16 protein-coding genes are annotated in these 19,973 nt (G+C 64.8%); 14 read left to right on the forward strand and 2 right to left on the reverse strand.

The features are described 5' to 3' along the window. Positions 1-9 precede the first annotated feature (9 nt). On the forward strand, positions 10-5,613 hold the full coding sequence (locus NHH88_06270) for an Hpt domain-containing protein (GenBank protein USX15386.1): 5,604 nt from the start codon (positions 10-12) through the stop codon (positions 5,611-5,613). A 183-nt stretch (positions 5,614-5,796) separates the two neighbouring features. Here NHH88_06270 and NHH88_06275 read toward each other — a convergent pair whose 3' ends face one another. Beyond that, on the reverse strand, positions 5,797-7,242 hold the full coding sequence (locus tag NHH88_06275) for a DNA photolyase family protein (GenBank protein USX15387.1): 1,446 nt from the start codon (positions 7,240-7,242) through the stop codon (positions 5,797-5,799). Positions 7,243-7,514: 272 nt separating this feature from the next. Here NHH88_06275 and NHH88_06280 point away from each other — a divergent pair, with 272 nt between their 5' ends. The 6 genes from NHH88_06280 (at position 7,515) to NHH88_06305 (ending at position 12,129) form a co-directional block, all read left to right on the forward strand. After that, positions 7,515-8,120 carry a YqgE/AlgH family protein gene (locus tag NHH88_06280; protein ID USX15388.1) on the forward strand — a complete coding sequence of 202 codons (606 nt, stop codon included), beginning with the start codon at positions 7,515-7,517 and terminating at the stop codon, positions 8,118-8,120. Positions 8,121-8,189: 69 nt separating this feature from the next. After that, positions 8,190-8,519: a Holliday junction resolvase RuvX gene (gene ruvX, locus NHH88_06285; GenBank protein USX17280.1), complete on the forward strand. Its 330-nt coding sequence runs from the start codon at positions 8,190-8,192 to the stop codon at positions 8,517-8,519. Between the two features lie 9 nt (positions 8,520-8,528). Beyond that, positions 8,529-9,044 carry a bifunctional pyr operon transcriptional regulator/uracil phosphoribosyltransferase PyrR gene (gene pyrR, locus NHH88_06290; protein ID USX15389.1) on the forward strand — a complete coding sequence of 172 codons (516 nt, stop codon included), beginning with the start codon at positions 8,529-8,531 and terminating at the stop codon, positions 9,042-9,044. A gap of 21 nt (positions 9,045-9,065) precedes the next feature. Further along, positions 9,066-10,031, forward strand: coding sequence for an aspartate carbamoyltransferase catalytic subunit (locus NHH88_06295; GenBank protein ID USX15390.1), 966 nt, complete (start codon positions 9,066-9,068; stop codon positions 10,029-10,031). A gap of 8 nt (positions 10,032-10,039) precedes the next feature. Next, the gene (locus tag NHH88_06300; protein ID USX15391.1) at positions 10,040-11,365 is read left to right on the forward strand and encodes a dihydroorotase; all 1,326 of its coding nucleotides are present in this window, start codon (positions 10,040-10,042) and stop codon (positions 11,363-11,365) included. 8 nt (positions 11,366-11,373) lie between these two features. Beyond that, positions 11,374-12,129 carry a 1-acyl-sn-glycerol-3-phosphate acyltransferase gene (locus NHH88_06305; protein USX15392.1) on the forward strand — a complete coding sequence of 252 codons (756 nt, stop codon included), beginning with the start codon at positions 11,374-11,376 and terminating at the stop codon, positions 12,127-12,129. Positions 12,130-12,190: 61 nt separating this feature from the next. On the opposite strand, the gene NHH88_06310 is transcribed toward NHH88_06305, so the two are convergent. Continuing rightward, positions 12,191-13,063, reverse strand: coding sequence for a symmetrical bis(5'-nucleosyl)-tetraphosphatase (locus NHH88_06310; GenBank protein USX15393.1), 873 nt, complete (start codon positions 13,061-13,063; stop codon positions 12,191-12,193). 140 nt (positions 13,064-13,203) lie between these two features. Between NHH88_06310 and rfbB the strand changes: the two genes are divergently transcribed. The 7 genes from rfbB (at position 13,204) to NHH88_06345 (ending at position 19,972) form a co-directional block, all read left to right on the forward strand. Beyond that, the gene (gene rfbB / locus NHH88_06315; GenBank protein USX15394.1) at positions 13,204-14,277 is read left to right on the forward strand and encodes a dTDP-glucose 4,6-dehydratase; all 1,074 of its coding nucleotides are present in this window, start codon (positions 13,204-13,206) and stop codon (positions 14,275-14,277) included. Beyond that, positions 14,277-15,191 (forward strand): glucose-1-phosphate thymidylyltransferase RfbA, encoded by a 915-nt coding sequence (gene rfbA / locus NHH88_06320; GenBank protein ID USX15395.1) that lies wholly within the window; start codon positions 14,277-14,279, stop codon positions 15,189-15,191. The genes rfbB and rfbA overlap by 1 nt, the downstream gene beginning before the upstream one ends. Continuing rightward, on the forward strand, positions 15,188-15,733 hold the full coding sequence (gene rfbC / locus NHH88_06325; protein USX15396.1) for a dTDP-4-dehydrorhamnose 3,5-epimerase: 546 nt from the start codon (positions 15,188-15,190) through the stop codon (positions 15,731-15,733). The genes rfbA and rfbC overlap by 4 nt, the downstream gene beginning before the upstream one ends. After that, entirely contained in the window at positions 15,730-16,587 is an 858-nt protein-coding gene (rfbD, locus tag NHH88_06330) for a dTDP-4-dehydrorhamnose reductase (GenBank protein USX15397.1), read from the forward strand. Before rfbC ends, rfbD begins: the two co-directional genes overlap by 4 nt. A 335-nt stretch (positions 16,588-16,922) precedes the next feature. Next, positions 16,923-18,017, forward strand: a complete 1,095-nt coding sequence (locus NHH88_06335) for a glycosyltransferase (GenBank protein USX15398.1) — start codon at positions 16,923-16,925, stop codon at positions 18,015-18,017. Positions 18,018-18,083: 66 nt separating this feature from the next. Then, positions 18,084-18,410 (forward strand): H-NS histone family protein, encoded by a 327-nt coding sequence (locus NHH88_06340; GenBank protein ID USX15399.1) that lies wholly within the window; start codon positions 18,084-18,086, stop codon positions 18,408-18,410. A gap of 179 nt (positions 18,411-18,589) precedes the next feature. Then, positions 18,590-19,972 (forward strand): phosphomannomutase/phosphoglucomutase, encoded by a 1,383-nt coding sequence (locus tag NHH88_06345; GenBank protein USX15400.1) that lies wholly within the window; start codon positions 18,590-18,592, stop codon positions 19,970-19,972. The last annotated feature ends 1 nt before the right edge of the window (position 19,973 follow it).

Genomic DNA, 19,973 nt, shown 5'->3' on the forward strand with positions numbered 1-19,973 from the left:
TAGGCAAGCATGACCACAACTGATTTTTCGACACCACCACAACCGCAATTGGATACCGGCCCCCTGTCCTGGGTGATGGTCGAGATCCGGGAGTCGCTGGCGCGCTCCAGGACCGCGCTGGTCGAGGCGGGCGGCAGGGCGGCGGAAGATCAGGCGACGCAGCTGCAGCATGCGAAATCGCATTTGCACCAGGCCCATGGCGCGCTGCAGATGGTCGACATCGACGGCGTAAGCCAGATGACGGAGTTGGCCGAGGCGGCGCTGGACCGGTTCAAGGCCGGCACGGTCAAGTGCAGCACCGACAATGTGGAGGCGGTGTCGCAGCTGTATCAGGCGCTGGTCGAGTATCTGGAGGAGCTGCTGGAGGGCGCGCCGTCGCAGCCGGCCAGGCTTTTCCCTTACTACCGCGCGGTGCAGGAGATGATAGGCGCCGACCGGATACACCCGGCGGACCTGTTCTTCCCCGATTTGTCCGGCGCGCCGGGCGCCGATGACGCCGAAAGCGGCGAGGGCGCCGAGGCGGCGGCCGACGGGTTGGTCGACTATTCCGCGTATCGCCAGCGTTTCGAACGCGCGCTGCTGCCTTATATGAAAAGCACGGAACCGGCGCAGCAGCGGGAACACGCCGCCGCGCTGCTCGACGCCGTGAAGCTGGTGGCCGATGCGCAGCGCGACCACAAGGCCCGCACCTTCTGGCTGGCGATGCAGGGCTTCGCCGAGTTGGTGGCCGGCGGCGAACTGGCGGGCGGCCTGTATGTGAAGCAGCTGTTCGGGTTGATCAATCTGCAAATCCGCCGTCTGAGCCAGGGCACCGTGGCGCAGCCGGACACGATGTTGCGCGACGCGCTGTTCTTCATCGCGGCGGCCGGCGCGGACACCGAATCGCCGACGGCGAGGAAGATGCGCGCGGTGTTCGCGCTCGACGGCCTGGCGCCGGCCGATTACGAGACCCGCCGCTACGGCCAGATCGACAACGAGGCGCTGGAGCGCGCCAGGACCGGCATGGCGCAGGCCAAGGCCAGTTGGGACAGGCTTGCCGAGGCGGAGATCGATCCCGGTCTGGACGCGGCGTTCGACACCGCGCTGGCTGACGTCGCGGGCGAATGCGACAAGCTCAATATTCCGGCCCTCAGCGCGCTGATGCGCCAGTTGGCCGATGTGGCGCGCACCGCCGTCTCGGCCGGGCGCAGCGAGGAGCTGGCGCTGGAGATGGCGACCGCGCTGCTGTTCGCCGAGCATGGCCTTGAGCAGATCCGCCACCTGCCGGCCGATTTCGCGGCGAACGCCGATACGATAGGCGCCCGGCTGCTGGCGCTGGTGTCCGGCGATACGCCGCCGGAGCCGGCGCAGTGGCAGAGCGGCCTGGCGCGGCAGATGCGGCAGGACGACACCGCGATCGCGCTGGCGCTGGAAATGAAGACCGGCTTGCGCCAGGTGGAGAAGGTGCTCGACGAGTACTACATCGATCCGTCCAAGCGCCCGTCGCTGGCGGAACTCGATCCGGTGCTGCACCAGTTGCAGGGCGCGCTGGCGATGCTCGATCAGGAAGATGCGATGAAGGCGGCGCAGCACGTCAAGGCCGGGGTGCTGTCGCTGGCCGCCGGCGGCGGCGATTCCGCGCAGGAGCAGAAGGCGCTGGATGACATCGCGCAGAATGTTGGCGCGCTGGGATTTTTTGTCGACATGCTGGCGCAGAACGCGGCCGGCGCGCGCGAGCGTTTTGCCTTCGACGCGCAGCAGGGGACCTTCCGTTCGGTGCCGTTCAAGAAGATGGCGGAGTCGGAGTCGATACCGGTGCTGGATCAGGAGGTTGTGGCACCGGCGCCGGCATCGATGCCGGCCGAAGCGCCGCCGCCCGCCGCCAGCGACGCGGCGGTGGAGGCGGAGCTGCTCGAGATCTTCATCGCCGAGGCGCGCGAGGTGCTGGACTTTGTCGATGAAACGCTGGCCAAGCCACGTTCTGAATCCGGCGGCGAGCAGTCCCTGATCATGTTGCGCCGCTCCTTCCACACGCTCAAGGGCAGCGGGCGGATGGTGGGGCTGAACCAGTTCGCCGACGCCGCGCATGCGGTCGAGCGGGTGATGAATACCTGGCTGGCCGAGGAGCGGCCTTCGTCCGATGCGCTGTTCGCGCTGCTGGCGGCCGCCGCGCGCGAGCTGGGTGCCTGGGTGGCGGAGTTGGCGTCCGCCGGCGTATCGGCCCGCAACGCCGACGCGTTGGTGGCCGCCGCCGCGCGTGTTCAGGAGGGGGGCGAATTCTTCATCGAGGAAGCCGCTCCGGCGGCGGAGGAAGCGCCCGGGGCGCCGGAGGCCTTCGTAGCACCGGAGGTCGCCGAGCCGCTGGAGATCGCCGAGCCGGCGCCGCCAGCGGCGGCGCCTTCCACCACCGGCAACGTCATCGAGTTCCCCACCGTGACGGCGCCGCTGGCGCCGCGCGACGACAACGTCAAGCATATCGGCGGGTTGGACATCCCCCTGCCGCTGTACAACATCTATCTGCACGAGACGGACGAACTGGTTCGCCTGTTGAAGCAGGACTTCGGCGAGTGGCGCCATGAACCGCGCCGCCCGGTCAATCCCGAGGCCTTGCAGGCGTCCCACACGCTGGCCGGCACTTCGGGCACGGTCGGCTTCAAGGTCTTGCGCGAAGTGGCGCTGGCGCTGGAGGCGACGCTGCAATCGCTGCTGCCACCGGCTCCGCATCTGGACCAGGCGCAGCACGATCTGCTGGACTTCGCGATAGAGCGCATCCGCCAGATGCTACAGAGTTTTGCGCAGGGCGAGATGCCCGCCGCGCAGCCGGAGCTGATCGCCGCCTTGCAGCAGTTGAGCGAGGAACTGGCCGCCACGCCGCCCGGCGCCGGCCAGGATATCGAGGCGCGTCTGGATGACCTGGTGGCAGAGACGATGGAAAACATCGCGTCGCCGCCGCAGCCGCCGGAGGCGGAGGAGACGCAGCTGGACCGCTTGTTCAGGGATGCCTACGAAGTGCTTAGCGGGAGCGTGCCGGAATCGGATGCCCCCGTGGCCGCGCCGGAACCGAAAAAGGTCGAAGCGCGCGCCGACGACAGCATCGACGACTTGTTCAACGCGGCCTTCGACGACGCCTTCGCCGACCCGCCGCTGAACATGGCCGCGCCGTCGGAACCGGAACTGGAACCAGAATCGGAACTGGTACCGGAATTGGAACCGGAACCGGAACCGGAATTGGAACCGGAACCGGCTCCGGCGCTGGACGCCGAGATCATCGAACTGGCTCCGGCCGAACCGGAGATACTGGCCGCCGCGCCGGCGCTCTTCAACGACGAGCTGGACGCCGACCTGCTGCCGGTTTTCCTCGAAGAGGGCGCGGACCTGCTGCCGCAGGTAGGCGAAGCACTGCGCGCCTGGCAGCACAATCCCGCCGACACGTCGCACGCGCAAGGTCTGCTGCGCCTGCTGCACACGGTCAAGGGCAGCGCGCGCATGGCCGGCGCGATGCGGCTGGGCCAGCACGCGCATGAAATCGAAACCCATATCGAGAACATGGTGCACGCCGGTTTCGCCACGCCGCAAGCGTTTGACGAGCTGCTCGCGCACTACGACCACGCCTTGCTGCTGTTCGAACAATTGCAGCATCCGGATGCGCTCAAATCCATCCCGGCCGAAGCCGGTGTCGCCGGTCTCGCCGCCGACGTCGAAAGCATGGAGGCCGGCGCGCCGGCGATGGCTGGCGGCGATGCCGCGCCCGGCGCCGATATCGCGGCCGCCGACGACGCGGCCGGCATTGCGCACGTGGTACCGCCCGGCGGGGAGCCACCGGCCGGCGCCAAATCGCCGTTGGTGCGCGTGCGCGCCGACATCCTGGATCGCCTGGTCAACCAGGCCGGCGAGGTATCGATCTCGCGCTCCAAGCTGGAGAACGAAGTCGCCACCTTGCGCTCGTCGCTGCTGGACTTCTCCGAGAACCTCGGCCGGCTGCGCCGCCAGTTGCGCGAGGTGGAAATGCAGGCCGAATCGCAGATCGCCTCGCGCATGTCGGTGTCGAGCGACCGCGAATTCGATCCGCTCGAGTTCGACCGCTTCACCCGGCTGCAGGAGTTGACCCGCATGATGGCGGAAAGCGTCAACGACGTCGCCTCGTTCCACGAGAGCTTGACCCGTGGCGTCGATACCGCCAGCAACGACCTGGTGCTGCAGGCGCGCCTGACGCGCGATCTTCAGCGTGACCTGATGCGCGTGCGCATGGTGCCGTTCGCCAGCATCTCGGAGCGGCTGTTCCGCGTGGCCCGTCAAAGCGCCAAGGAAGTGGACAAGCGCGTCAATCTGGACATTCGCGGCAGCGCCGTGGAGATCGACCGCAGCGTGTTGGAACGCATGGCCGCGCCGTTCGAGCACCTGCTGCGCAACGCCATCGCCCACGGCGTGGAGTCGCGCGCCGCCCGGGCCGAGGCGGGCAAGAACGAAACCGGCGAACTGCTGGTGCAGGTGACGCAGCAGGGGAACGAGGTTGTCATCGAATTTAGCGACGACGGCGCCGGCCTCGATCTGGAACGCATCCGCGCGAAAGCGATCGGCAGCGGCCTGCTGCTGGAAGGGGACGAGGCCACCGAGGCGCAAATCGCCGACCTGATTTTCGAGCCGGGCTTCTCCACCGCCGAATCGCTGACCGAGCTGTCGGGGCGCGGCGTCGGCATGGACATCGTGCAGTCGGAGGCGCAATCGCTGGGCGGGCGCGTCGACATGTTTTCCGAACGAGGCAAGGGTACGCGCTTCACCATCCGCCTGCCGTTGACCCTGGCCGTCACGCAGGTCGTGCTGCTCGACGCTGGCGGCAAGACCTATGCCTTCCCGTCGATTTTGGTCGAACAGGTGCTGCAGATGAAGGACGCGGCGCTGGCCGAGGCGCATCAAAGCGGTTTCGTGCCGATCCAAGGGCACCAGGCGGCGCTGCATTATCTGCCAGCCTTGCTGGGCGAGGCGGATGCGCCCGTGCCGGTGCAGCGCTCGGCGCCGGTGATGATGCTCAAGAACGGCAACGAGCGGCTGGCAGTGCAGGTCGACGAGGTGCTGGGCAACCGCGAGGTGGTCATCAAGAATATCGGTCCGCAGTTGTCGCGCATGGCCGGTATCGCCGGGGCGACGGTGCTGGGGACGGGGGATATCGTGCTGATTCTGAATCCGGTGGCGCTGGTGCAGCATCTGGCGCATCAGCCGGAGGCCCGGCGGCAGTACGCACAGGCGGCCAATCCGGCGCAGGCGCGCTCCAATGCGCGTTCCATCATGGTGGTGGACGATTCGATGACGGTGCGGCGCGTGACCCAGCGCTTGCTCGAGCGCGAAGGCTACAATGTCTTGCTGGCCAAGGATGGCGTGGACGCGCTGGAGCAGTTGCAGGACATGACGCCGGATTTGATGCTGGTCGATATCGAAATGCCGCGCATGGACGGTTTCGACCTGACCCGCAATGTGCGCGGCGATGACCGGACCAAGGAAATTCCTATCATCATGATCACGTCGCGCAGCGCGGACAAGCACCGCAATTACGCCTTGCAGCTGGGCGTGAACGCGTATTTCGGCAAACCGTTCCAGGAACCGGTGCTGCTGGAGGCGATTACCGCGTTGTTGAAATAGGCGATGCTCAACGCGACAAATTTACGGGACCGTTGATTGACTTTGGATCCACGTAGGGCGGATTAGCGTAGCGTAATCGGCCATGCATGCTCCGCAGGCGGCGCAACCATGGCCGATTACGGCGTTCCGCCTAATCCGCCCTACGTGTCTCCACGATTTTTGAGGTCCCGTATCGCCGGCCCGTTATGCAGGTTGCGCGGTTTTTTTTACGACCTCGTAGCGCTCCAGCGTGCGTTTGCGCGCCTCGTCGTGCATGACCACCGGTGCCGGATAATCGAGCGGCAGCATGCGCGGGGTTTGCCACGGCGCGTGAATCTCTTTGTCGCCCAGGTCCTTCAACTGCGGCAGATAGCGCCGGATGAATTTACCGCCGCCGTCGAATTTCTCCGACTGGGTGATCGGGTTGAAAATCCGGAAATACGGCTGCGCGTCGCATCCCGACGACGACGCCCATTGCCAGCCGCCGTTATTCGACGCCAGGTCGAAGTCGTTCAACTGCAGCGCGAAATATGCCTCGCCGCGCCGCCAGTCGATGCCCAGGTCCTTGATCAGGAAGCACGCCGCCACCATGCGCAGGCGATTGTGCATATAGCCGGTCTGGTTCAGTTGCGCCATCGCCGCGTCGACCAGTGGATAGCCGGTGCGGCCTTCGCACCAGGCGGCGAACAATTTGTCCGCCTCCGGCCCCGTCTCCCACTGGATGGCGTCGTAGGCCGGCTTGTAGGCGCCGCCCACCACGTGCGGATTGTGGAACAAGATCATCGCGTAGAACTCGCGCCAGATCAGCTCGGCCAGCCAGACCGGCGCGCCTTCGCCGCCGGCGCCGCGCGCCATCAGGTCCACCACCGTGCGCACCAGATGGCGCACCGATAGCGTGCCGAAACGGAAATGCAGCGACAGGTAGGACGGCCCTTTGACCGCCGGATAGTCGCGCGCCGTCTTGTAGTCGGCGATGCGCGGCAGGAAATCGTCGAACAGCGCCGCCGCGCCGGACATGCCGGTCGGAATATTGAGCTCGGCCAGGTTGCTCGGCTCGAAGCCCAGCTCGGCCAGGGTCGGCAGGGCGGGGGCCGGCGATGGAGGCGGCGCCAGCCGCGCCGCATGCGGCTCGATGTGGTAAGGCGCCAGCACCGACGGATCGGCCGTCATCTTTTTCAGCCACGCATTCTTGTAGGGCGTAAATACCGAGAACACGCCGCCGGTCTGCGACAGCACCTCGCTCTTTTCAAAGATCACCTGGTCCTTGTAGCTAAAGAACTGGCGGCCGGCCTCCTGCAACGCCTCGGCCACGGCGGCGTCGCGGGCGATCGCTTGCGGTTCATAATCGTGGTTGCAGAACACGGCGTCGACGCCCAGCTCGGCCGCCAGCGCCGGGATGTCGGCGGCCGGATCGGCATGGCGCACGATCAGGTGGCCGCCCAGCTGCCGCAGCTCGTCGGCCACCTCCGCCAGGCTGGCGTGGATGAAGTCGACGCGGCGGTCGCGGCGCGGCAGGGCGTCCAGGATGGTTGTATCGTAGACAAAAACGCAATACACGGTGGCGCTGTCCTGCAGCGCCTGATTCAGGGCGACATGGTCGAACACGCGCAAATCACGGCGCAGCCATACCAGGGACGATTTCAGTTTCATTCGGTCTGTGTCAATCTCGTGGGGGAACGCAATCATGGCCGCACCCTCAATTCAGTGTAAACTATCGGTGAGAGAGACAGCTGCTAGCGGCGCGATGTTACAGCATTTGTCCAGGACAGAGTGCAAGACATAGCCAAGACCCGGCGGCCGCACGGTAAGATCACGCATTCAGCACAGAGAGAGCAACGCGTATGAAGAAGAGCAAAATCGGCAAAACTCTACCTGTATCCGGCCTCAGGAAAGGCGAACCCCAGGACGAGCCACAGGATGAGATGGACGAATTGGGCCCCATCGGCGCCAACGCCGCCCCATCCCTGAACCTGGCGAATCATTTCCTCATTGCAATGCCTTCCATGCAAGATCCGGTCTTCGGCGGCACCGTCGTCTACGTCTGCGAGCACAACGAAAACGGCGTATTGGGCGTGGTGATCAACAAACCCACCGATATGACCATGCAAGTGTTGTTCGAACGCATAGACCTGAAGCTGGAAGAGGGCCCCGGCCTGGAGTCCCACGTGGACGAGCCCATCATGTTCGGCGGCCCGGTGCAGGACGACCGCGGCTTCGTGCTGCACACGCCGGGCAACCGCTACTCGTCGTCGCTGACGGTGACCAAGGATATCGCCTTCACGACGTCGATCGACGTGCTCGAGGCCGTCGCCGCCGGCGAGGGCCCGCCGCAGATGCTGGTGTCGATCGGCTACTCGGGCTGGAGCCCGGGCCAGCTGGAGGAGGAGATCGGCCGCAACGGCTGGCTCACGGTCGGCGCCGATCCCGAGATCCTGTTCAACCTGCCCATCGAGGAACGCTACACGGCCGCCATGCGCCTGCTGGGCATCGATCCGCTGATGCTCACGTCCGAGGCCGGCCATGCATGAGTTCGGTCAACCGTGAGCGTCGACACCATCTTCGCTTTCGATTTCGGCGTCAAACGTATCGGCGTGGCCATGGGTAACACCATGATTCGCCAGGCCCAGCCAGTCAAAGTCATCTCCGCCATCGACAACGCCACGCGCTTTGCCGATATCCAGGCCTTGCTCGACGAATGGAAACCCGCCCGCCTCGTGGTCGGCCTGCCCATGCATCCCGATGGCGCCGAACACGAGATGACGGCGCGCGCGCGCAAGTTCGCCAACCAGCTCCATGGCCGCTTCAACCTGCCGGTCGAGCTGGTCGACGAGCGCTATTCGTCGGCGGTCATTTCCGCCAAGCGCGGCGAGGTCATCGACGACCGCGCCGCCGCCATCATCCTGCAACAATATTTCGACGCCACCTAGCGAACAACCATGTCCACACTGAACCCCAATCAACTCGATGCCGAGGCGCTGTACGCGGCCCTGCTGGCCGACGTCAAGGCCGGCCTCGAAGGCGTGTCCGACGTCGCCATCGTCGGCATCCACTCCGGCGGCGCCTGGATCGCCGAGCGCCTCGCGGCCGACCTCGGCCTGTCGGCCCGCTGCGGCGTGCTCGACGTTTCCTTCTACCGCGACGACTACGCCAAGAAGGGCTTGCCGGCCGAGGTCAAGCCGACCAACATCACCTTCGACGTGGCCGCCGCCAACATCCTGCTGGTCGACGACGTGCTCTACACCGGCCGCACCACGCGCGCCGCGATCAACGAGCTGTTCGACTATGGCCGCCCGGCGCGCATCATGCTTGCCGCGCTGGTCGACCGCGGCGAGCGCCAGTTGCCGGTGGCCGCCGATTTCGTCGCCGCGCATGTGGCCGTGCCGCAAGGGCAGGCGCTGGTGCTCAAGCGCGCCGACGATGGAAAATTCACGCTCACCATAGACCACGCTTAATTTAACGCGACCCACCACACCATGCTCAATCCGCAACTGAATAAAAACGGCGAACTCCAGCACCTGCTGTCGATCGAGGGACTGCCCAAATCCATCCTCAATCACATCCTGGACACCGCCTCGTCGTTCGTCGGCATCTCGGACCGCGACGTCAAGAAAGTGCCGCTGATGCGCGGCAAGTCGGTGTTCAACCTGTTCTTCGAGAACTCGACCCGCACCCGCACCACCTTCGAGATCGCCTCCAAGCGCCTGTCGGCCGACGTCATCAACCTGAACATCCAGGCCTCGTCGGCCAGCAAGGGCGAATCGCTGCTCGACACCATCGACAACCTGTCGGCCATGCACGCCGATATGTTCGTCGTGCGCCACGCGCAGTCGGGCGCGCCCTACCTGATCGCCAAGCACCTGCACGACACCAAGCAGTCGCACGTGCACGTGGTCAACGCCGGCGACGGCCGCCACGCGCACCCGACCCAGGGTCTGCTGGACATGTACACGATCCGCCACTACAAGAAGGACTTCACCAACCTGACGGTGGCCATCGTCGGCGACATCCTGCACAGCCGCGTGGCCCGTTCGGACATCCACGCGCTGACCACCCTGGGCGTGCCGGAAGTGCGCGCGATCGGCCCGCACACGCTGCTGCCGGGCGGCCTGGAGCAGATGGGCGTGCGCACCTTCACCAACATGGAAGAGGGCTTGAAGGGCGTCGACGTGATCATCATGCTGCGCCTGCAAAACGAGCGCATGAGCGGCGCGCTGCTGCCGTCGGCGCAGGAATACTTCAAGAGCTACGGCCTGACGCCGGAGCGCCTGGCGCTGGCCAAGCCGGACGCGATCGTCATGCACCCGGGGCCGATGAACCGTGGCGTGGAAATCGATTCGGCGGTGGCGGACGGTCCGCAGGCGGTAATTCTGCCGCAGGTGACGTTCGGCATCGCGGTACGGATGGCGGTGATGAGCATTGTGGCGGGAACGCAAGGATGAAAGCAGGAATGAACTCGAATAAAAAACTCCATATCAAGAACGGCCACCTGGTCGACCCGGCCAACGGCATCGACGCCAAGCAAGACCTGTACATCGCCGACGGCAAGGTGCTGGCGATCGGCGACGCGCCAGCAGGCTTTGCGGCGGACCAGACCATCGACGCCGCCGGCATGATCGTCTCGCCGGGCTTCGTCGATTTGTCGGCGCGCCTGCGCGAGCCGGGCTACGAATACAAGGCCACGCTGGAATCGGAAATGCAGGCGGCGATGCAGGGCGGCGTGACCAGCTTGATCTGCCCACCGGACACCGACCCCGTGCTCGACGAGCCGGGCCTGGTGGAGATGCTCAAATACCGCGCCAAAACGCTGAACCAGGCCCACGTGCACCCGCTGGGCGCGCTGACCGTCGGCCTCAAAGGCAAGGCGCTGACCGAGATGGCCGAGCTGACCGAAGCCGGCTGCATCGGCTTCGCGCAGGCCGAAGAGCCGATCGAAGACACCAACGTGCTGCTGCGCGCGATGCAGTACGCAAAAACCTTCAACTACACCGTCTGGCTGCGCCCGCAGGACGCGCACATCGGCCGGGGCGGCATTGCCGCCAGCGGTCCGCTGGCTTCGCGCCTGGGCCTGTCCGGCGTGCCGGTGATGTCGGAAACGATCGCGCTGCACACCATCTTCGAGCTGATGCGTTCGAGCGGCGCCCGCGTGCACCTGTGCCGCCTGTCGTCGGCCGCCGGCATCGAGCTGGTGCGCCAGGCCAAGAAGGAAGGCTTGCCGGTCACCTGCGACGTCGGCGCCCACCACGTCCACATGACCGACGCCGACATCGGCTTCTTCGACTCCAATGCGCGCCTGACGCCGCCGCTGCGCAGCCAGCGCGACCGCGACGCCATCCGCCTCGGCCTGCTCGATGGCACCATCGACGCGCTGTGCTCGGACCATACGCCGGTCGACGACGATGAAAAACTGCTGCCGTTCGGCGAAGCCTCACCCGGCGCCACCGGACTGGAGCTGCTGCTGTCGCTGACCCTGAAATGGGCCGACGACTACGCCGCCGGCCAGCACAACGGCGCCGACAAGGCCGCCATGCGTCCGCTGGTGCGGGCGATCTCGCGCATCACGGCCGACGCCGCCCGCGTGGCCGGCTTGGCCGCCGGCACCCTGTCGGTCGGCGCGGTCGCGGATGTTTGCGTCTTCGATCCGCAGGCGACGTGGACCGTCGAGGCGTCGGCGCTGGCCAGCCAGGGCAAGCACACGCCTTTCGTCGGCTACAACCTGACCGGGCAGGTGCAAACCACCATCGTGGCTGGCCACGTTGCCTATCAACGCGGCTGATTTTCTGAATGAAAATTTCCATGATCTTCCGCCTGGTGCGGGTGATGTTGCACGTGCTGCTCGGGATGGGAATCTGCGCCACGGTGTTTCCGTGGATTAGCCAGGACAAGCGTAACGGCCACATCCGCCGCTGGTCGACCCGCTTGCTGAAGATGTGCAACGTCAAGGTCGAGCAGCAGGCGGCCACGCCCATGTTGGAGCGGGCGGTGGTGGTGGCCAACCACGTGTCGTGGCTGGACATTTTCGTCGTCCACAGCCTGCACCCGAGCCACTTCGTCGCCAAGGCCGAGATCCGCTCGTGGCCGCTGGCCGGCTGGCTGGCGGAGAAGGCCGGCACCGTGTTCATTTCGCGCGGCAACCGGCGCGACCTGCGGCATATCTTCAAGGGGCTGGTGACAACGTTGGAGCGCGGCGAGCGCGTGGCGTTCTTCCCCGAAGGCACCACTTCGTCGCAGGGCAACTTGCTGCCGTTCCACGCCAATTTGTTCGAGGCGGCGATCGACGCCAAGGTGCCGGTGCAACCGGTGGCCTTGTCGTATGTCGATCCGAAGGGCGCGCGGCATCCGTCGGTCGATTTCATCGGCGACATGACCTTCGCCGAGAGCATCATCGCCATCCTCGACGGCCCGCCGGTGATGGCGAAGCTGATGGTGCTGCCGCCGATCGACACGATAGGCGCGCACCGGCGCGAGCTGGCCGAGGTGACGCACCAGGCCGTCGCCGCCGCCTTGGGTGTAAAAGCCGAGAGCCACCCCCAGGCGTGATGCACACGCGGGGTCGGACCCCGTTGGGTCCGACCCCTTTCCGTGCGTTGCGGGTCCGCGGTTACGCCGCCTTTTTCTTGCTGCTCGGCTCCTGGAACTCCGGGCATTGCACCTGCAGCACGCTGCGGTCCTCCAGGCACACGGCCGACAACTGCCCGCCCCACACGCAGCCACTGTCGAGGCCGATCAGGTTGGGCTTCAACGTCAGCCCCAACGCCGACCAGTGCCCGAACACCACGGTGTCGCGCGCCGTGCGCCGGCCCGGCACTTCGAACCACGGCATCAGGCCTGACGCCGGGTCGGCCGTGCCGCTTTCCTTCATCTTGAAATCCATCACGCCGTCGGCGGTGCAGAAGCGCAGCCGCGTCATGGCGTTGATGATGCAGCGCAGCCGGTCGGCGCCGCGCAAGTCGTCCGACCATTGATCGGGCAGGTTGCCGTACATCTCCGCCAGGAATTCGGCGAAGCTTTCGTCCGGCCCGCGCAGCATTTCCTGCACCTCGCCGGCCAGCGCGATGGCCTCGTCGGCGCTCCACTGCGGCAGCAGGCCCGCGTGCACCAGCACATGACCTTGCACCTGGATCGCCAGCGGACGGCGCCGCACCCAATCGATCAGCTCGTCACGGTCGGGCGCGTGCAGGATGTCGGCCAGGGTGTCGGATTTGTGCTCCGGACGGATGCCGTAGGCCACGGCCAGCAGGTGCAGGTCGTGGTTGCCCAGCACGCTGTCGATGAGGCCGCCGCTAGCCATGCACAGTTTGCGCACGTGGCGCAGCGTGGCCAGCGAGTCCGGGCCGCGGTTGATCAGGTCGCCGGCGAACAGGATGGCGGGTTCGGCCACGCCGACCTCGGCCGCGTGCGCGCGTATGCGGTCGAGCATGGACAAGGCCTGCTCGTGGCAGCCTTGCAAATCCCCGATTACATAGGTTTTCATATGGAAGCTCTCTGGTTCGTTGCTTTGGAATCTGAATTACCCTGAAATCAGAGTGCGAGTGTTGATTTTTGCCCGTGGGCAGCGCAGTTTCACATAAAATCACTCTTACGACTGTTTTGACTCTTGCTGCGGGATACTAAATGATTTTTGTTACGGGCGGTGCCGGTTTTATCGGTTCAAACTTTGTCCTCGACTGGCTGGCCCAGTCCGACGAGCCTGTTGTCAATTATGACAAGCTGACCTACGCCGGCAATCTGAACAACCTGGCGTCGCTGAAAAACGATCCGCGCCACATCTTCGTGCGCGGCGACATCTGCGACCAGGCCCAGGTGCTGGCGCTGTTCGAGCTGCACAAGCCGCGCGCCGTGGTCCACTTCGCGGCCGAAAGTCACGTCGACCGCTCCATCCTCGGCCCCGGCGAATTCATCAACACCAACATCAACGGCACCTTCAGCCTGCTCGAAGCCACGCGCGCCTACTGGTCGGCGCTGCCGGACTCCGAAAAAGCCGCGTTCCGCTTCCTGCACGTGTCGACCGACGAGGTCTACGGCACGCTCGGCCCGGACGACGCGCCGTTCAGCGAAACCACCGCGTTCGCGCCGAACAGCCCGTACTCGGCGTCGAAGGCCGCGTCCGACCACCTGGTGCGTTCCTATCATCATACCTACGGCCTGCCGACGGTGACGACCAACTGCTCGAACAATTACGGCCCGTATCACTTCCCGGAAAAGCTGATCCCCTTGATCATCGCCAACGCGCAGGCCGGCAAGCCGCTGCCGATCTACGGCGACGGCCAGCAGGTGCGCGACTGGTTGTATGTGAGCGACCATTGCGCCGCCATCCGCCGCGTGCTGGAGGCGGGCCGCCTGGGCGAGACCTACAACGTCGGCGGCTGGAACGAGATGGCCAACCTGGACGTGGTGCACACCTTGTGCGACATGCTCGACCGGCTGCAACCGAAGGCGGACGGCGCCAGTTACCGCGCCCAGATTACTTATGTCAAGGACCGTCCCGGCCACGACCGCCGCTATGCCATCGACGCCCGCAAGCTCGAGCGCGAACTGGGCTGGAAACCGGCCGAGACCTTCCAGACCGGCATCGCCAAGACCGTGCGCTGGTATCTGGACAACCAGGCCTGGGTCGGCGATGTGCAATCGGGCAGCTACGCCAAATGGGTGGAAACCAACTACTTTAATCGCGAAGGCCAAGCATAATGGGCACGACGGGCACAATCCACGGCAACGGCCGCAAGGGCATCATCCTGGCCGGCGGTTCCGGCACACGGTTGTATCCGGTGACGATGAGCGTGTCGAAGCAATTGCTGCCGATCTACGACAAGCCGATGATCTATCATCCGCTGACGGTGCTGATGCTCGCCGGTATGACCGAGATCCTGCTGATCTCGACGCCGCAGGACACGCCGCGCTTCCAGGACCTGCTGGGCGACGGCAGCCAGTGGGGCATCCAGATCAGCTACGCGGTGCAGCCGTCGCCGGACGGCCTGGCGCAAGCGTTCATCATCGGCAAGGAATTTGTCGGCGACTCGCCGTCCGCGCTGATCCTGGGCGATAACATTTATTACGGCAACGATCTCGACGCGCTGCTCAACCACGCCAGCGAACAGGTCGACGGCGCCACCGTGTTCGCCTACCACGTGCAGGACCCGGAGCGCTACGGCGTGGTCGAATTCGACGGCGACCGCCAGGCCGTGTCGATCGAGGAAAAACCCAAGCAGCCCAAGTCCAATTACGCCGTCACCGGCCTGTATTTCTACGATAACCAGGTGTGCGACATCGCCGCCGCCATCAAGCCGTCGGCGCGCGGCGAGCTCGAGATCACCGACGTCAACCGTGTCTACCTCGAGAAGCAACAGTTGAATGTCGAAGTGATGGGGCGCGGCATGGCCTGGCTCGACACCGGCACCCACGAGTCGCTGCTGGAGGCGGGCCAGTTCATCGCCACCATCGAGAAACGCCAGGGCTTGAAGGTGGCGTGTCCGGAAGAGATCGCCTATCGCAAGGGCTATATCGACGCGGCCCAGTTGCGCAAGCTGGCCGAGCCGCTCAAGAAGAATAATTACGGCCAGTATCTGCTGCAGATTCTGGAAGATAAGGTTGTGCCACGATGAAGGTCATTACTACGCCGTTGGAAGGCTTGCTGGTGCTCGAGCCGCGCGTGTTCGGCGACGAGCGCGGCTTTTTCTACGAGAGCTACAACGCGCGCCAGTTCGCCGAGGCCACTGGAGTGGCCGCCAGCTTCGTGCAAGACAACCACTCGCGCTCGCGCCGGGGCGTGCTGCGCGGGCTGCATTACCAGATCCAGCAGCCGCAGGGCAAGCTGGTGCGTGTGACGGCGGGGGCGGTGTACGACGTCGCCGTCGACATCCGCAAGGGATCGGCGACATTCGGTCAGTGGTATGGCGTCGAGCTCAGCGCTGAAAACATGCGCCAGATGTGGATACCGGCCGGCTTCGCGCACGGCTTCGTGGTCACCAGCGAGCACGCCGAGTTCCTCTATAAAACCACCGATTACTGGGCGCCCGAGCACGAGCGCGCCATCCTGTGGAACGACCCGGCCATCGGCATCGGTTGGCCGCTGGATGTGACGCCGACCTTGTCGCCCAAGGACCAGGCCGCCGTGCCGCTGGCCGCCGCCGAGGTGTTCGCGTGAAGATTTTGCTGACGGGCAGCACCGGCCAGGTGGGGTACGAACTGGCGCGCAGCCTGCAGGGCGTGGGCGAGGTGGTGGCGGTGGACCGGCAAGTCATGGATCTGTCCGATCTCGACCAGGTGCGCGACGTGATCCGCCAGGTCAGGCCGGGGCTGATCGTCAATCCGGCCGCCTACACGGCGGTCGACAAGGCCGAGAGCGAGCCGGCGCTGGCCCACCGGATCAATGCCGAGGCGCCTGGTGTGATGGCGCGCGAGGCCAAGCTGCTGGGCGCGGCCATGGTGCACTATTCGACCGACTATGTGTTCGACGGCACGCAGCCGACGGCGCGGGTGGAGGGCGATTCGACCGGCCCGCTCAACGTCTACGGCGCCAGCAAGCTGGCCGGGGAGCTGGCAATTGCCGAGGCCGGCATTCCGCACCTGATCTTCCGCACCAGCTGGGTGTATGGCATGCGCGGCAAGAATTTTCTGTTGACCATGCTGCGTCTGGCCAGGGAGCGCGACGAGTTGCGCGTGGTGGCCGACCAGCACGGCGCGCCGACCTGGAGCCGCACCATCGCCGACACCTCGGCGCTGGTGCTGTCGCAGGCCCGCGCGGGCGGCGCCGACTGGTGGACGCGCAACAGCGGCGTCTACCATTTGAGCGCGCAGGGCCGTACCACCTGGTTCGAGTTCACGCAGGCGATCGTCGAGGCGGACGGGCTGGAATGCCGCGTGCTGCCGATCGCCAGCGCCGAGTATCCGACGCCGGCACAGCGGCCGCAATACTCGGTGATGTCGTCGGAGCTGCTGATGACGCGCTTTTGCCATTTGCCGGATTGGAAAGAGGCGCTGCGCCTTTGCATGGATTGAGCGCCGGCCGGGATTCAACAGTCCAGCTTGTGTAGCAATGGCGGACCTGACCCCGGAGTTGCCGTCATTTGTATCGATTGGTAAGCAATTGCGCCCGACCAATTTTCTGCTGTTATGATGCCGGCGCATCGTCGACAACCGGCTCTCCGCTCCCTTTACTGCTTCCCTGGTTGCCAACGCGGCCGATGTTTGACGCGGATGCGACTACCCCCGTTATCAATTCAGGATTGCCGCGACCAATCCGGTACAATCGCGGGTTAGCGTGCTGATAACCTGGCGGACCAAGACCAGCCTTGTACCGGTAAGCGCATCCGGTAATTTTGTATAGATAAAATATGTTTTCTTTTTTACTGAGCTTTGTCGCTTCCGCGCTCCTCACCCTGCTGGTCATAAAAGAATCAAGATTGCACGGGCCAGCCCTGGATTCGGACTTCCTCGGCGTCCAGAAAGTGCACGCGCACCAAGTCGCCCGGATCGGCGGCTTGTCGATCTTTTTGTCGGTCGCGCTCAGTTCGGCCATTTCGATCTGGCGCGTGCCGGCGATGGGCAACTGGTTGTTTTCGCTGCTGGCTTGCGCGTCGATCGCCTTCGTCGGCGGCATCGTCGAGGATTACACGGGCCGCGTCAGCGCCACGCGCCGCTTGCTGCTGACCATGGCCGCCGCCGCGCTGGGCTACCTGCTGCTCGACGCCCGTATCGACCGCATCGACTTTCCCTTCGCCGCCTGGCCCATCCAATATGTGTGGATCACCTTGCCGTTGACGGTATTGGCGGTGGCCGGCGTGGCCAATGCCGTCAATATCATCGATGGTTTCAACGGCCTTGCCAGCGTGGTCTGCATTTGCATGCTGCTGTCGCTCGGGTATGTGGCCTTGCAAGTCAACGATATGTTCGTGCTGATCGCCGCGCTGATGGTGGCGGGCGCCACCGCCGGCTTCCTGATCTGGAATTACCCGGTCGGCATGATATTCCTGGGCGACGGCGGCGCTTATTTCATCGGCTTTATGTTGGGCGAGTTGGCATTGCTGCTGGTAATGCGCAATCCGCAAGTTTCTACCTGGTACGCCGCGTTGTTATTAATATATCCGACGTTTGAAACCTTGTTTTCCGTTTATCGAAGAATGTTTGTTCGGGGCAAGTCTCCGGCCATGCCCGACGGTATCCACTTGCATAGCCTGATCTTCCGCCGCGTTGTCCAATGGGCGGTAGGCCGCAAGGAAGCGCGCGCGCTGATCCGCCGCAATTCGCTGACGTCCCCGTATTTATGGATGTTTTCGCTGATGGCGGTGATACCGGCCACGGTATTCTGGCGCCACACCTGGGTATTAATGGTGTTTTGCATTTTGTTTATCAGCAGTTACATCTGGATTTATGTGCGCATCGTCCGTTTTAAGGCGCCGCGCTGGATGATACGCCATAAGAAACTGTGATTTTCCGGGATTGATGTAATATATTCGCGCAGCGCTTTATATTGTCATCACTTAAAGGAAAGCCCAATGGACCTGTCGAATATGTCTTCCGCGGATTTGCGCAATCTGCAAGAGCAAGTAAAACGCGAGTTAAAACAGCGCGAGGGCCAGGACCTGGCCAAGGCGCGCGAACAAATACTGGCCATCGCCCAAAGCGTCGGTGTGCCGCTCAAGGATCTGGTCGGCAACGTCGGCGCCGGCGCCGGTCGTGGCGGCAGGAAAACCGGCTCGGTGGCGCCGCGCTATCGCAATCCGGCCGACGAATCCCAGCAGTGGACCGGCCGCGGCCGCCAGCCGAAATGGGTCAAGGAATGGCTGGACGCCGGCAAAGACATCGCCGGCCTGAAGGTTTAAGCGTTTTTACCCCGGGCGACGGGCCGGCGGGGCTTGCCTGCCGCTGGCATCGCACTTACACTATGATGTTGTGTCTGCTACAACGCAGGCGGCACCTACTTTTTCCTCTAATCCGCGTCCACGGCAAGGCAGTCCGCTCCGCCACTGCATGGCCTTGACACGCACATCCAGAATCCAATATGGTCTCCTTATCCAAAACGATCTTCAAAGCTTACGACATTCGCGGCATCATCGATAAAACCCTGGATGCGGGCGTCGCGCGTTCGATCGGGCAGGCGTTCGGCCAGGCCGCGCTGGCCAAGGGCGAGACCAAGGTGGTGATCGGCCGTGACGGCCGCCTGTCCGGACCGTCGCTGACGGCGGCGCTGGCCGAGGGCTTGCAGCTGGCAGGCGTCGACGTGATCGATCTGGGTGTGGTGGCCACGCCGATGGTCTATTTCGGCACCAATGTGCTGGGCGCGGCGTCGGGCATCATGGTCACCGGCAGCCACAATCCGCCGGACTACAACGGCTTCAAGATGGTGCTGGCCGGCGAAGCGATCCACGGCGAGGCCATCACCTCCCTGTACCAGCGCATCGTCGACCATGACGGCTCGTCGGCCGCGAAAAAGGGCGCGTACAGCACCCACGATATCCGCGCCCAGTACCTCGAGCGCATCATCGGCGACGTCAAACTGGCGCGTCCGATCAAGATCGCCGTCGACTGCGGCAACGGCGTGGCCGGCGCCTTCGCCGGCGACCTGTATCGCGGCATGGGTTGCGAAGTGGTCGAGCTGTTCTGCGAAGTGGACGGCAACTTCCCCAACCACCACCCGGACCCGGCGCACCCTGAAAACCTGCAGGACCTGATCCGCGCGCTGCAGGAGACCGACGCCGAAATCGGCATCGCCTTCGACGGCGACGGCGACCGCCTGGGCGTGGTGACCAAGGATGGCCAGATCATTTATCCGGACCGCCAGATGATGCTGTTCGCGGAAGACGTGCTGACCCGCCATCCGGGCGCGCAGATTCTGTACGACGTCAAATGCACCCGCCACCTGGCGCCGTACATCACCAAAAGCGGCGGCGTGCCGCTGATGTACAAGACCGGCCACTCGCTGGTCAAGGCCAAGCTGCGCGAAACGGGCGCCCCGCTGGGCGGCGAAATGAGCGGCCATATCTTCTTCAAGGACCGCTGGTACGGTTTCGATGACGGCCTGTACTCGGGCGCGCGCCTGCTGGAGATCCTGACCCGCGAAGCCGATCCGTCGGCGCTGCTCAATTCCCTGCCGCAGTCGGACAGCACCCCCGAGCTGCACCTGCACCTGAGCGAAGGCGAGAACGTCATCGTCATGGACAAGCTGCGCGCGGACGCCGAATTCCCGGGCAATGTGCAGATCATCACCATCGACGGCCTGCGCGTGGAATACGAGGACGGCTTCGGCCTGGCGCGTTCGTCCAACACCACGCCGGTGATCGTGATGCGCTTCGAAGCGGAAACGCCGGAGGCGCTGGCGCGCATCCAGGGCCAGTTCAAGAGCGTGATCCTGGCCGCCAAGCCGGACGCGGAACTGCCTTTCTAAG

This window comes from Oxalobacteraceae bacterium OTU3CAMAD1, from assembly GCA_024123915.1.
Taxonomy (GTDB): domain Bacteria; phylum Pseudomonadota; class Gammaproteobacteria; order Burkholderiales; family Burkholderiaceae_D; genus Rugamonas.